Annotated in this window: 13 protein-coding genes; 4 read left to right on the top strand and 9 right to left on the bottom strand. The window is 71.6% G+C overall.

Annotated elements, in window-relative coordinates:
* Positions 1-19: 19 nt before the first annotated feature.
* Entirely contained in the window at positions 20-1,084 is a 1,065-nt protein-coding gene (locus tag ACIRRU_RS04915) for a WD40 repeat domain-containing protein (RefSeq protein ID WP_403676205.1), read from the bottom strand.
* Between ACIRRU_RS04915 and ACIRRU_RS04910 the strand changes: the two genes are divergently transcribed.
* Positions 1,083-1,847, top strand: coding sequence for a GDSL-type esterase/lipase family protein (locus tag ACIRRU_RS04910; RefSeq protein WP_403676202.1), 765 nt, complete (start codon positions 1,083-1,085; stop codon positions 1,845-1,847). The two genes, ACIRRU_RS04915 and ACIRRU_RS04910, sit on opposite strands and share 2 nt — an antisense overlap.
* A gap of 77 nt (positions 1,848-1,924) precedes the next feature.
* On the opposite strand, the gene ACIRRU_RS04905 is transcribed toward ACIRRU_RS04910, so the two are convergent.
* Positions 1,925-2,566 carry a TetR/AcrR family transcriptional regulator gene (locus ACIRRU_RS04905; RefSeq protein WP_403676199.1) on the bottom strand — a complete coding sequence of 214 codons (642 nt, stop codon included), beginning with the start codon at positions 2,564-2,566 and terminating at the stop codon, positions 1,925-1,927.
* A gap of 453 nt (positions 2,567-3,019) precedes the next feature.
* Between ACIRRU_RS04905 and ACIRRU_RS04900 the strand changes: the two genes are divergently transcribed.
* Positions 3,020-3,754 carry a hypothetical protein gene (locus ACIRRU_RS04900; protein WP_403676196.1) on the top strand — a complete coding sequence of 245 codons (735 nt, stop codon included), beginning with the start codon at positions 3,020-3,022 and terminating at the stop codon, positions 3,752-3,754.
* Between the two features lie 259 nt (positions 3,755-4,013).
* On the opposite strand, the gene ACIRRU_RS04895 is transcribed toward ACIRRU_RS04900, so the two are convergent.
* Complete coding sequence (locus ACIRRU_RS04895) at positions 4,014-6,347, bottom strand: glycoside hydrolase family 3 N-terminal domain-containing protein (protein ID WP_403676193.1); 2,334 nt, start codon at positions 6,345-6,347, stop codon at positions 4,014-4,016.
* 116 nt (positions 6,348-6,463) lie between these two features.
* Between ACIRRU_RS04895 and ACIRRU_RS04890 the strand changes: the two genes are divergently transcribed.
* Complete coding sequence (locus ACIRRU_RS04890) at positions 6,464-7,099, top strand: TetR/AcrR family transcriptional regulator (protein ID WP_403676190.1); 636 nt, start codon at positions 6,464-6,466, stop codon at positions 7,097-7,099.
* 34 nt (positions 7,100-7,133) lie between these two features.
* On the opposite strand, the gene ACIRRU_RS04885 is transcribed toward ACIRRU_RS04890, so the two are convergent.
* The 6 genes from ACIRRU_RS04885 to ACIRRU_RS04860 all read right to left on the bottom strand — a co-directional run bounded on the left by ACIRRU_RS04885 (position 7,134) and on the right by ACIRRU_RS04860 (position 12,682).
* A complete protein-coding gene (locus ACIRRU_RS04885) occupies positions 7,134-8,147 on the bottom strand; it encodes a lysostaphin resistance A-like protein (RefSeq protein ID WP_403676187.1) in 1,014 nt (337 codons plus the stop codon).
* Positions 8,148-8,265: 118 nt separating this feature from the next.
* The gene (locus ACIRRU_RS04880; RefSeq protein ID WP_403676184.1) at positions 8,266-8,745 is read right to left on the bottom strand and encodes a hypothetical protein; all 480 of its coding nucleotides are present in this window, start codon (positions 8,743-8,745) and stop codon (positions 8,266-8,268) included.
* A 113-nt stretch (positions 8,746-8,858) separates the two neighbouring features.
* Positions 8,859-10,682, bottom strand: coding sequence for an alpha/beta hydrolase (locus tag ACIRRU_RS04875; protein ID WP_403676181.1), 1,824 nt, complete (start codon positions 10,680-10,682; stop codon positions 8,859-8,861).
* Positions 10,679-11,110, bottom strand: coding sequence for a hypothetical protein (locus ACIRRU_RS04870; protein ID WP_403676178.1), 432 nt, complete (start codon positions 11,108-11,110; stop codon positions 10,679-10,681). Before ACIRRU_RS04870 ends, ACIRRU_RS04875 begins: the two co-directional genes overlap by 4 nt.
* A 233-nt stretch (positions 11,111-11,343) precedes the next feature.
* Entirely contained in the window at positions 11,344-11,673 is a 330-nt protein-coding gene (locus ACIRRU_RS04865) for a nuclear transport factor 2 family protein (RefSeq protein ID WP_363200343.1), read from the bottom strand.
* A 205-nt stretch (positions 11,674-11,878) separates the two neighbouring features.
* Positions 11,879-12,682 (bottom strand): alpha/beta fold hydrolase, encoded by an 804-nt coding sequence (locus ACIRRU_RS04860; protein ID WP_403676173.1) that lies wholly within the window; start codon positions 12,680-12,682, stop codon positions 11,879-11,881.
* Between the two features lie 36 nt (positions 12,683-12,718).
* Here ACIRRU_RS04860 and ACIRRU_RS04855 point away from each other — a divergent pair, with 36 nt between their 5' ends.
* Positions 12,719-13,339 (top strand): TetR/AcrR family transcriptional regulator, encoded by a 621-nt coding sequence (locus ACIRRU_RS04855; protein WP_403676171.1) that lies wholly within the window; start codon positions 12,719-12,721, stop codon positions 13,337-13,339.
* Positions 13,340-13,402: the final 63 nt, after the last annotated feature.

The raw sequence follows: 13,402 nt of genomic DNA, 5'->3' as shown, positions 1-13,402 counted from the left end.
GGCCGCAGCCCGCAGCCCTTCAGCCCTGTCCGCCGCGCTTGCGCCGGAGCGCGAACCACAGCACGCCCACCCCGATGACGATCACCGCCCCGAGCCCGGCGCTGCCCTTGCCGTCACCGGCCTGGCCACCGGCCTCGTCCCGGCCACCGGCGTCCTCACCCCCGCCGCCGCCGCTCCCCGAGGGCTCCTCCCGGTCCCGCTCCCCGCCGCCACCGCCATCGGCGCCGCCGCCCTCCACGTCCACGCGGACGACACCGCTCCGCGCCCCCTCGGACCCGAACATCAGGGCCGAGCCGTCCGCCGTGTACGTCACCGACTCCGCCTGCCGCTGGAACGGCGCGGCGACCGCCCGGTCCTCGCCGAGGCGGCCGTCCTCGAAGGCGTACGCGCGAGCGCTGAAGTACGAGCGCAGCACCAGCCGCTTCCCGTCGGGCGAGAAGGCCCCGTCCGTCACCCAGGGCACCTCGCCGACCCGCCGGAAGGTGTTCACGGCCCCGGTGGTGAGCTTCGCGGGGCCTTCGTAGAGCCCGCCGCCGTCCTCGTTCTTGGAGGCGATGTAGACGCGGCCGGTCTTCGGGTGGACCATCAGCGCCTCGGCGTTGCGGGCCCCGTCGGCGTACTTCACGTCGTACTGGGCGGCGGTGACGGTGGCGTCGCGCAGTTCCGCGGGCTCGGGAAAGCGGTAGATCCAGACGTGGTCCCAGGTGCCGTCCAGGTTGTCCCCGATGTCACCGACGTAGATGTCCCCGTCCGGCCCGATGGAGATGCCCTCCACGTCGCGCGGCTCCCCCACCCCCCGCATCGTGATCGTCGCGACGGTCTTCCCGGTGCGGGAGTCGACGGCGAAGACGTAGGGGCCGTCGTCGCTGTCGTTGTGCGTCCAGTAGACGCCGGGGTGCAGGCGGCTGGCGGCGAGGCCGCTGGACTCGGTGATCCGGGGATCCTCGATGGTGAAGTCCCGGTCGGGCCGCCCCTCGTCGGCGCGGGCGGGCCCGGCCCCGGCGAGGAGCAGCAGAGCGGCGGCGAGGGCGGCGGCAGGAGCGGCTGCGCGGGCGCCCACCGGCCCCGTCGGATACGAAGGCATGGCCCCAGTGTCCATCGTCACGTCGCAGGCCGGAGCCGTGATCGGCCATGATGACGCCATGCGTTTCCTCTTCGTCGGCGACTCCATGACCATCGGACGCGCCGGCGACGTCACCTGGCGCTACCGGATGTGGCAGCACCTGGAGTCGTGTCCCGGCCTCCGTTACGAGATCGTCGGCCCGCGTTCGACGCTGTACGACGCCGAGGCCGACGCCCCGCTCTCCGAGAGCTACGCGGACCCGGCCTTCCCGCCGCCCGCGCGCCGCCATCTGTCCGGCTGGGGCGAGGGGTGGCTGCACCTGGCCCCGGTGATCGCGGACGCGGTGCGCGCGGCACGGCCGGACGTCCTGCTGGTCTCGCTCGGGCTGATCGACCTCGGTTTCTACACGGACGCCGAGCAGACGGCGGCCAACGCCCGCGCGTTCATCGCGGCGGCCCGCACGGCGAACCCCCGCGTCCGCATGGTGCTGCTTCCGGTGATACCGAACATCCGGGCCGCGACGGACGCCTCCTTCGCCGCCTCCTGCGACCACTTCAACGAACTCCTGGCCAAGGCGGTGGCCGACCTGGACACCGCCGCCTCGCCGCTCCTGCTGGCCTCGCGCCCCACGGGGTACGACGTCCGCGCGGACACCTACGACGGCACCCACCCCGGCCCGACCGGCGAGCACAAGCTGGCCGCGGCCTACGCCGACGCGATGCACCAGGCGTGGCGGCTCGGCGGCCCGTACACCGCACGCCCGGCGCAGGCCGGATCGGTCTGACGCGAGCCCCGCCGCCTGCGGTCCCGCCCCACGCACCCCGCCGCACCGTCCAGCGGCCCCAGGGGCGGGGGAACTCCTCACTCCGCCGAGGACGACCCGAGCATCGACAGCGCCAGCTGGGTCAGTTCGCCGGAGACCTCGCCGGGGCGGGCCCGGCGGCAGCGGCGGGCGTGATGGGCCATCAGCTCGTGGACGGTGCCCACCATGACCATCACGTCGACCCGGTAGTCCCGGTCCTCCGCCTCGCCCCGCTCCACCGCGCGCTCGGTCTCGCCGGTCAGGAACTCCGTCCACAGGGCGCGCCAGAGCTTGCAGTGCTCGTCCACCACGGCGCTCACGCCCAGCACCTCGACGAACGTCACCCGGGCCTCGCGCGGGTCCAGGGTGACCGCCTCCACGTACGCGTCGAAGAGCCGGCGGACCCGCTCCGCGATCGAGCAGTCGTCCATGCCCTCGGACAGCAGGGCGGCCTCCGAGGCGCGCAGGCCCGCCGTCGTGACCCGGTTGTGGAGGGCGATGAGCAGCCCCTCCCGGGAGCCGAACTCCTGACGCAGCACCTCCACCGGGACCCCGGCCGCCTCGCACAGGTCCCGCTCGGAGGTCTCGCGGTAACCGTTCGCGCCGAACAACTCCCTCGCGGCCTCGAAGAGTTGTTCACGCGCCTGCGTACGGGCCAGATCCCCGGGCCCGGTCCGCTGAACCGTCCAGCTGTCCGCCACCGGTCCTCCTTGAGCGCAAGGTGCGGGAGAGGGACCTCAGCCCCTCTGCACGAACCGCCGCCCCATTGTGCTCGCCCCGCCGCCGCCCGGAGGGCCGCGCCACACCCGTACGGGCGAATCCCCGCACGCGGAAACGCTTTTTCAGCGCGCCCTCGGCGTGCCCTTCTGCCACCCCTTGGTTTGAACGCGTTCAAACGGGTTGGGGATGATCAGCGCGGCGGAAGCGATGGGGAAGGGGACGGGCCGCAGGACCGGGTGCGGCGCGGCCCACCGTCACATTCGCGCCACGGCTCTTTCCCGACTGAGTCACCATCAACCTCACGCTGCGTGCGACAAGCGGGCCGGAATACCCGGATCACTCCGCTTCTCGCCCCTTTTGATCACCCCGCCCAGCGCCCTGAACGGCCCTTTCGGCCACACAGCGTTGTCACAGGCACAACTTAGGCTCCGCTTATGCGTATCTCGAAGAACCTCATTGGGAAGAACCTCATAGGACTCGCCGCCGTCGGTGTCCTGGTCACCGGCTGCGGCTCCTCGGACGGCGACTCCGGCGCGTCGGTCGACTCGGCCGGGTCCGCGAGCCGGGCGCCCGAGAAGCAGGAGAAGGCCCCCGAGCCCGGCGCGGACCTGGCGGTCCCGGTCACCGGCCCGCAGCCCGACGTCCTCGCCTCCAGCTCCGACCCGAAGCTGAAGGTTCTCCCGAAGCCGGACAACGGCGCCTCGTTCACCGAGAAGGTCGAGCACAAGCTCCAGGAGGACCTGCTCGCCGGGGTGAAGGTCCCCGGCAAGACCAGCGCGGAGTGCCCCGACGGCGTGACCCAGAAGGCGAGCGCGGTCAGCGTCTGCAACGTCACCTACGAGGGCGCGGTCATCCCGCACGAGATCAAGATCAGCGACTCGTACAAGCCGGGCAGCTTCATGACGTTCTACAACAGCACCCCGCAGAAGGGGCTGCTGGTCGCGAAGTCCGCGTACGACCGCCTCTGGGCCTCGTACAAGAGCCGGTCCGACGCCAGCAAGCTCTCCTGCGAGGACCTGCCCGCGGCCAAGGCGGTGGAGGAGGAGACCGAGACCGGTCTGCACTGCCAGTACTGGAGCAAGTTCGGGGGCGAGGACCGCCAGGGCGGCTACACGAAGCTCGCCATCAAGGTGAACCGGTACAACGTGGACTTCTACGAGGTCCGCTGAACCACCGGCCGCGCAAGGGGTGGGTGCACCGACCGCCAGGTGGGTGCACCGACCGACGGGTGGAGGGCGCCGACCGACGAGTGGGGTGGGGCTGCGTGGCGGCGTGGCGGCGGGGCTGCGTGGCGGCGGGGCTGCGTGGCGGCGGGGCGCACCACGCGCGCCCCGGCCGACGCTCACCCCGGCCCTGGCCCTTCCTTTCCCATCACCCCGGGCCCTGGCTCTTCCCTTTCCGTCTCTCCCCTTCTCCCTCTCCCCCCGCTCACGCCTTGACTGTGAACTCCCCCCGCAGCAGAACCTCGTCGCGGGACGACGGGCCCACCAGCAGCTCGAAGCGGCCCGGTTCGACGACGCGCCGCCCCGCCGCGTCCACCAGCGTGCAGTCCGCGACCGGAAGCTCGAAGAGGACCTCGCGGGACTCGCCCGGAGCCAACTCCACCTGCTGGTAGGCCTTGAGCTCCTTCTCCGCCCACGTCACCGACGTCACCGTGTCGCTGACGTACAGCTGGACCGTCTCCAGCACGGGCCGCTCCCCCGTGTTGCTGACCGTGACCCGGGCCCGTACGGTCTCCGACTCGTCGACGACGGCGGTCAGCACCTCCAGGTCCGCGTACCGGACCGTCGTGTAGCTCAGCCCCTCCCCGAACGCGAACGCCGGGCGCTGGGTGAGGTCCGCGTACCGCGTGCCGTGCTGGCCGCGCACCTGGTTGTAGTACGTCGGCTGCTGCCCCGCGTGCCGGGCGAAGGACAGCGGCAGCCGTCCGGTCGGTTCGATGAGCCCGAGGAGCAGTTCGGCGATGGCCCGGCCGCCGAGCATGCCCGGGTTGGCCGCGTAGACGATCGCCGCCGCGTCGAGCGCGGACGGCGGCAGCACCAGCGGCTTGGAGCTGATGACCACGACGACCAGCGGCTTGCCCGTCGCCGCCAGCGCGTCCAGCAACGCGACCTGGTCGCCGAAGAGTTCGAGGGTGGCCGTGGACTTGCCCTCGCCGATCAGCTCGATCCGGTCACCGACGACGGCCACCACGTGGTCGGCGGCCTCGGCGGCGGCGACCGCCTCGGCGATCAGTGCCTCGTCGGGAGCGGCCGGGTGGACGACCTCGGGGCGCGGCTGCCCGTCCGGGAAGAAGGCCCCCTCCGGGTCGGGTCCCACATCGAGAATCCGGGCCCCGGGCGCGTACGTGACCGTCCAGCCGTCGGGCACGTGGTCGCGGAACCCGTCGAGCACGGTACGGATCATGGCGCGCGGCTGGCCGTCCGGGAGCCAGTCCGCCTGCCCGGAGGAGCCCGCCCAGTCGCCCAACTGGGTCTGCGCGTCATGGGCGTTGGGCCCGATGACGGCTACGGACCGGGGGGCGGCGGGCTCGTCGGCGGCGATAGTGGCCCTGATGGCGGCGGATGCGGAGGCCGTGGCAGCGGACGCGGAGGCCGTGGCAGCGGGCGGGGTGGCCGTGAACGGGAGCGTCCCGTCGTTGGTCAGCAGCACCAGCGAGCGCCGGGCGGCCTCCAGGTTGAGCGCTGCGTGCGCCCCGCTGCCGATGACCTCGGACTGCCGCGCCGGGTCCGGGTGGCGCGGGTTCTCGAAGAGGCCCAGCTCGAACTTGAGCGTGAGGATGCGCCGTACGGCCTCGTCGATCTCGGACTCCGCCAACTCCCCTTGTGTCACCGCCTCCTGAGCACCTTCGAAGAAGTTCGACGTGGTCATCACCATGTCGTTGCCCGCGCGCACCGCCGCCGCCGAGGCCTGGGCGTAGTCGGCGTAGATCTTCTGCTCCCACACCATGCGGCCCACGTTGTCCCAGTCGGTGACCAGCGTCCCGGTGTACCCCCACTCGCCGCGCAGGACCTCGTTCAGCAGCCAGTGGTTGACGGTGATGGGCACGCCGTCCATCGACTGGTAGCCGAGCATGAACGTCCGGCAGCCCTCCTTGGCGACCCGCTCGAACGGCGGCAGGAACCAGGAGCGCAGCTTGCGCCGCGAGATGTCCGCCTCACTGGCGTCCCGGCCGCCCTGGGTCTCGGAGTACCCGGCGAAGTGTTTGGCGCAGGCGAGGATCGCGGTCGGGTCGCCGAGGCCGTCGCCCTGGTAGCCGCGCACCATGGCGGACGCCAACTCACCGATGAGGTAGGGGTCTTCGCCGAACGTCTCGCTGACCCGGCCCCAGCGCAGGTCCCGGGTGATGCAGAGCACCGGCGAGAACGTCCAGTGCACGCCGGTCGCCGCGACCTCCACCGCCGTCGCCCGCGCGATCCGCTCCACCAGCTCCGGGTCCCAGGTGGCGGCCATCCCGAGCTGGGTGGGGTAGATCGTGGCCCCCTCCCAGAAGGAGTGCCCGTGGATGCAGTCCTCCGCGACGAGCAGGGGGATGCGCAGCCGGGTCCCCGCGGTGAGTTCGGCGGCCTCCCGCACCCGCTCCGGCGAGGCGTGCAGGATCGAGCCCGCGTGCAGGTCCTCGACGAGGTGCCGCACGCCCTCCTTGGCGTTGAGCTGGAGCATCTGGCCGACCTTCTCGGGCAGCGTCATCCGCCCCAGGAGGTCGGTGACCCGCTCCGCGACGGGCCGGGCGGGGTCGAGGTACGGCGGCAAGAGACCCACGGGCGTTCCTTTCACGACGGCACTCCGCAGTACCGTACGCTCAATCCCGACCGCTTGGTAAGTATTGATGTGAGAATCTGGGCCGGGGCGACAGCACGAGGAAAGGCGTTCGTTCGATGACAGCGGCCGAAACGGGGCGCTCCGGTGCGTCCGACGGTCCCGGGGGGCGGCGCGGCTACGCCAAGGGCCGGGCCAAGCGCGTCGAGATCCTCGACCAGGCGATGGCCCTGTTCGGCGAGGCGGGCTACCGGGGCGCGTCCCTGCGCGTCATCGCCACGCGCTGCGGGATCTCCCACCCGGGCCTCCTGCACCACTTCCCGACGAAGGAGGCCCTGCTCCTCGCGGTGCTCCAGCGCCGGGACGACGTGGACGACGAGTGGCTGGCGCTGGGCGTCACGCGGGGCGTCGACCACCTGCGCCGCCTGGTGGACCTGGCGGAGCTGAACGCCAAGCGGCGCGGGATCGTCGAGCTGTTCTCGGTGGTCGCGGCGGAGGCCACCGCCCCGGACCACCCGGCGCACGCGTACTTCGAGGACCGCTACCGTACGTCGGTCGCCAATACCGAACGCGCCTACCTCCAGGCCCGTGCGGCGGGGAAACTGCGTGACGAAGTCGAACCGGCCGCCGCCGCCCAGCAGTTGATCGCCCTGATGGACGGCCTCCAGATCCAGTGGCTGATCAGCGGCTGCACGACGGACATGGCCGGGGTGCTGCGGGCCCACGTACAGGCGCAGTTGACGGTACGTTTCTGAGCCGCGTGCCCCGGAAGGCGGGAGGCCGACGGGCTCAGGGGGTCACCCGGGCGACGGCACGGCGGCGGGCCATCCGGTCGATGGTCAGGCAGTACAGCGGGGCGAAGACGAGTTCGACGACCATGGCCTGCCAGGGGGCGTCGGCGGCGGTGCTGGTGTCGTCGAGCGCACCGAACCCCGCCGCCAGGCCGAAGGCGAGCACGTTGTTGGCGACATGGACGACGATGACCGCTTCGAGACCGCCGGTACGGATGACCAGCCACCCCCACCACAGCGCCGAGTACAGCAGCAGGACGAACCCGGTCACCTCGCCGAACCCGTGGGCCAGGGCGAACAGCAGCGACGCCAGGACCACGGCGGGCCACGGCGAGCGGGCGAACCGGCCGATCACCTGGACCAGCCAGCCCCGGAAGAGGTACTCCTCGGCGGCGGCCTGGAACGGGACGAGCGCGAGAACGACGGCAAGGCTCACCGCGAAGGCGGTCCAGCCGGGGAACCCCGCACCGGTGTCCCCCACCGGCTCCTCGTCCCAGGTCCACGCGATCATCAGGCCCAGTTGCAGGATCATCAACGGCACGCCCACGGCGGCACACCACCCGAGCCACCCCCAGCGCAGCCGGCCGACGACGGAGGACGCGGTCCCGGCCGGGCGCTTGCCCAGGCAGCGGGCGCCGAACAGCACGGCGGGTATGCCGATGGCGATACTGACGAGCGACACGGCCAGTTCGGCGACCGGATCGGCGAAGAGCAGGTCGCTGTCGCCGGAGGCGGGTCCCAGGTCGAACACCGCCGCGATGAGCCCGGCGAGGCCGAGGACGACCAGCAGCCCCGCCACGAGCACCCCGAGGACGGCGAAGAACTCCCCGACCCACGCCCCCTTTCCACCCCGCCCGTTACGCCCCTGCTCGTCGTAACGCGACCCGGCAGGCGCCCGGGTCGGCCCGGACGGAGTCCGGGACCACGCGGGCGGCCGGTCCCACCCCTGCCAGACGGGTGCGGTTCCACGGTCCGCCGGTCCGGCCGGGGGCGGAGGAAAATCAGATGCCACAGCGTTCGCCTTCTGTACGGGCCGGCCCGGGGAGCCCGAGCCGCGGTGTCGCCTTTCCGGCCCCATTGATCCACGTCAGGACCGTGAGGGCCACCCGCATCGCGGCGAAACCCGAGGGTCAGGACGAGGGACCGGGGCTCGCCACCGGAGACTCGGCGGACCAGAAGTCGGAGCGGACGTCGGGCGGCGGAATCTCGTCCTCGATCCCGTACGAGCGGCCGTTCGCCGCCTTCGCGGGCGGGGCCACCTCCGACTTGTCGACGCAGGGGCTGGTGACCTCGAAGAACGCCTGCCCCTTGTGGCCGAACAGCACGCTGATACCGAAGCCGTCCGGGGACGTGGCGATGATCTCAGGCATGTCCTTACTCGGATTGACCGTGTCGATCCGGTAGTCGCTCGCCTTCCAGAAGCGCTCGACCAGCCCCAGGAAGTTGCCCCGGCGCTGCTCGGAGACGATCGTCATCACGGTCCAGTAGCGCGTCACATCACAGCTACCGGTGGTCGTACTGTCGCTGACCCATGCGATCTCGGGCTTGATCGCCCCGACCGTCGCGTAGAACATCTCGTCGGCACGCTCAGCCGCCCCTTGCATGTCCATGCCTGCCAAGGCTTTCTCTCCGTCGTTATTACCGCCCAACAGCCCACATCCAGCGAGGAGCACTCCGGCCACGGACACCGCGCAGATCAGCCGGACAACCCGCGTGACGTCTCTCATCGATGGCCTTCCCTCACGATTTCCTCCGGCCTCCCGCTGACGATCCGGACAATGTTGGCCGCCGAAACCCGGTCCTTCTCCGGAGTGAAGTACTGGGAGTGCGCATCGAACAGCCCGGCCTCGAAGACCATCCTGGGCCCGTCGTCAACCGCGAAGCGCTGCGCTCCGAAGGCCTCACTAGCCGGGTCCTTGCCGAAATACAGGTCGTCGTTGTCGTTGTCGAAGAGTTCGCGTCCCTCCCTGATCCCTACCAGCCCTCCCACCGCCCAGCCGAGTGCCGCCTCGCCCTTCGTGGGCAGGCGGGTGACCGGGTCGTTGTCGGCGGCCCCGACGAACACGTGGTCCTTCCCGACGCCGAGTTCCGCCGCCTTCTGCGCGTCCACACCCGGGCTGCCGAGCAGGATCACGTCGTCGACACCGGGGATTCCGCCGGACTGCTTGGCGGCCGTGCCCACGGTGAGCGAACCGTAGGAGTGCCCGATCGCCGTCAGGTGAGGATCCTTGTTCCCGTTCGTCGCCGAGATGCCTGCCATGAAATCGCTGTACGCCGGGGCGCCGCGCTGCGCGTCTGTCTTCGACATCACGTCCCCGTTCTGTGGGGCGTCGTAGCCCAGCCAGACAATCGATGCCGTGGACGGATCCAGACGCCGGGCACCCTTGGCGGTGTCCTCGGCCCGCTTCATCGTGTCATCCACGAAGTCCTTGTCGAGCTTGGTGCCGAACCCGGGCACGTACGCCGCGACGTGCCGGGAGGCGTCCGGGTTGCCGTACGAGACGATCGCGCGGCCGTTGCCCTCGTCCCCGATGCCCAGGAGGAACATGGGCGGGCGGCTCGGCTCGCTCAGTTTGTCCTGAATCATGCGGAGGGCGTCGAGCTTGGTCCTCGCCTCGTCGCCGTCGCGTCGCGCCAAGTCGTCGATGAGGACCGGCAGGTAGGTGCGGTTCGCCTCGTCGCGGATGGCCGCCGGGAGACCGTCCAGGTCACCGATCAGGTCGGGCGCGACTTTGAGGTACTCCTGGCGCTGTTCGTCGTCCAGGCCGTCCCACCACTTCTTGCGTTCGGCCGGGCTCCTGTCCTGCGGGATGTCTTCGGCGAGGTGCATGCCGGCGACGGAGCGGACGTCGGCGGTGTCCCGGAATACATCCCTCAGGGTGGCCGCGGTCACATCGAGACCCTTCTCCGCCTTCAAGGCGTTGAGGGTTCTCGCGTACCGGGCGTCGATCTCCCGCGCGGACCGTACGGCTCGGGCGACACGGTCGGCCACGTCCTGCGCCTTCGCCGCGTTCGGATTCAGCGGCGTGAAGCCCGGATAGCCGGGACGGAGCGGTCCCTGCCCTCGCACGCCGGGGCCCGGCGGCTCCAGGACTGGCGGTTCCAGGGGGAGGTGGGAGCTGCCGCGGGCCCTACCGCCCGGCGCGTCCTGCTTCTGCCCGGCCAGATCCTCGACCTCGGCGGCCGGGTAGCTGACGGAGCCGTCCTCGTGGACGGTGAAGTTCAGGGCGGCGGCGTCCGCGAGTGCCTGCTTCAGCCGGCCCTGGGGTTCGGCGAGATCACCGGCGAGCCCGTTGAGCGCGGTACGGACGAGCCCGCACTCGGTGTGCACGTACTGGAAGTTGCGGCTGAGACGGCGCAGCCTGCGGACGGCCACCTCCGCCGTGTCGCTCTCCTCGGTCTCGCGGAGCTTCGCGGACATCGCGCGGTCGACCCGCCCCTTGTCGGAGGCCGAACGGCCCGACACCTCGTGCCACGCGTCGCCCGCCTGCGTCAGCCCGGAAGTCCTGAGGTCGCGCAGCGACTGCCACGTCAGGGCTCCGGTCATCGCCTCTCATCCGCCTTACCGGAGGCGTGGGCACCCGCGAAGGACGACTTGACGCAGGTCTCGGTCTCCCCCATCTCCTTGGCGACCCTCAGCAGGTTCCCCGTGAGCTGGTCGCACTCGTCCCGCACCGCCTGAAGGCGCTCCTCCCAGGACGTCAGAACGCTTCTGAGGGCCGCGACGGAGCTGAGACCGGCTGTCCCCGCCTCGATCCCCTCGTGCCCACGCCCGAGCGCCGACCGGCTCGTATCGGTCCTGGTGCGCAGTTCGTCAGCGGTGCCGGAGGCACTGGTCCAGGGGCCCTTGCTGTGCTGGAGGCCTCCGGTACCGCCCGCGTCGGCACCGGCGTGGGGGGACGCCGAGGCGAGCCGCATCGCACCCCCGTCACCGGTCGGTCCGAACAGTTCCTGCCAGTGCTCCGAGTAGGACACGACGTTCCCCCGTCTGTCTGCGTTCCGCTTCCGCGCCGGAGAGATTAGCGCAGGGTGCGCAGGTGTATGCGATCGGGAACGTGATCCGGACAGGAGAATGGCTGGACGGAGAGGCATCGAAACACCCGGGCTTGCTCCTGCGCACACCCGAAGCCGTCGGCCGGGGACGCCGCGTTCCCGTCGCGGCTATGGCCCCCGGCCGGTCCAGCCGGTGTCGTGGCACGCCGCCGGGCTCAGGCCGGGGCCTGGCCCGTTTCGAAGCGGCTGACGCGGTCGCCGTCGACCGTGAAGATCCAGCGCGTCCGCATCGTGCCCCAGGTGTCGTTCGTGTAGTCGACGACGAGGGTGCGGCCGTCGTCGGAGGCGTCGACGACCTTCATGCGGCCGTTCGCCCGAGGGGAGAAGATCTCCTTCTCCGTCCAGGCCGCCAGGTCCCGTTCGCTCCCGTCGTCGGACATCGTGGCGTCCTCGGTGAGGACCCCGGAGAAGAAGGTCTCCTTGTCGCCCGCGTTCACGGCGGCGACGAACCTCTCCACGACCGGGTCGCTGATCGGTGTGGTCATCGTGTTCCTCCTCGGCGCGTCCGGGACCGGGCGTCCCGGAGATCCCTCCCGAGTCTCTGTCGGCGGCCCCGGCCTCGCACGTCGGCCGCCGCTCCCGCCACCACGGCACCCCTTGTCCGCCCGTGCGGCCACTCCGCCCCCCGCCGCGACAGGGCCGGGGCCGGGAGGTCAAGCCGGGGCCGGGGCTCGGGCGCGACCGGGACCATCAGAGTGCGGGGGTCGCCAGGGTGCTGAGCAGGCGGCCCAGCTCTTCCGGCGCCTCCAGGTGCGCCATGTGGCCCTGACCGGGCAGTACGTGGATCCCGGCGCGGGGCACGCGCTCCGCGACGTCGTCGAAGGACGTTCCGTACGGGGCCGTTCCGCGGTTGGTCCCGCCGACGATCAGGTCGACCCGGTCCGCCCGCCGGGCCAGTTCGTCCGGCAGCGGCGGTCCGTACAGCGCGGCCAGCTCCGCGTACACCGGCCCGGCCAGGGCGCGCAGCGCCTGCCACGTCTCCCGGTCGGCCCGCAGGGACGCGACGACCTCCGGGGCGAGGCCCGCGATCCGGCGGTGCACGAGCTCCACCACCGCGTCCCAGTCCGCCAAGTCCGTCGCCGCCCTCAGGTCCGGCAGCACGTCGAGGCCGAACGGGCGCATCACCGGCTCGTACGCGATGACCTGGCGCAGCGGCCGTTCACCGGCGGCCAGCAGGGCGATCAGGCCGCCGTAACTCCAGCCGAACAGCGCCTCCGTGCCCGCGAACGCGTCGAGCACCGTCCGCAGGTCCGCCACCTCCGTCTCCAGCCCGTACCCGTCCGTCAGCGGGCCGGAGGGGGCACGGCCCCGGCGGTTGACCACCGCCACCGACGGCCAGGCGTCGATCGCGGACGCGACGCCTTCCCACCCCGCCGCGTCGCTCATCGCACCCGGCACGACGACAAGGCCCGGCGCCTCCGGATCCCCGTACACGTCCACCGTCACCCAGCCGGCGTCGGCCACCGGCAATCTTTTCTGGATCGTTCGCTCCATAAATTGATTATGGAGCATCCGCTCTACGATGCGACAGTGCCCCAGCCAGCCCGTGGCCGTCCACGCACCTTCGACCGCGACCACGCCCTCCTCGAAGCCGCCCGCCTCTTCTGGCGGCGCGGCTACTCCGGTACGTCCACCCGCGACCTGACAGCGGCGCTCGGCGTCTCCACCTCCAGCCTCTACGCCGCCTTCGGCTCCAAGGCGGAGCTGTTCGAGGAGGCGGTCCGCACCTACGCGGAGCGCTACCGCGAGATCTACCGACAGGCCGTCGCCGAGCCCGAGTTCGCCTCCGTCCTCGAACGCGTCCTGATCGACTCCGTGGACGAGTTCACCCGGCCCGCCGACGAGCATCCCGGCTGCCTGCTGAGCAGCGCCGCCATGGCCGACAGCACCAGCACGCTCGACACCCACGCCTACTTCGCCGAACTCCAGGCGTCCAACGAGCACTCGCTGCGCTCCCGGATCGAACAGGCGGTGAGGGAAGGCCAGTTGGCCTCCGATGTGGACACCGGCGCGCTGACCGGGGTCGTCCAGTCCGTCTGGCACGGGTTGTCGGCCCGCGCCATCCTGGGGACGGGCCGTGCGGATCTGCTCGCCACGGCCCGGCTCGCCCACGCGGTCATCTGCGGCGGGACCGGGGCCTCCTCCTCGTAGCCGCGTCGCCCCGAGGCAAGTCGCCATCAGCCGCGTCGGCTCCGGCAAAGCGCGCTCGCCCGG

It is taken from the genome of Streptomyces sp. NPDC101181 (assembly GCF_044767975.1).
Lineage (GTDB): Bacteria > Actinomycetota > Actinomycetes > Streptomycetales > Streptomycetaceae > Streptomyces.
Note: the sequence above shows the minus strand (reverse complement) of the source record. Positions and strands in the feature narration are given on the sequence as shown.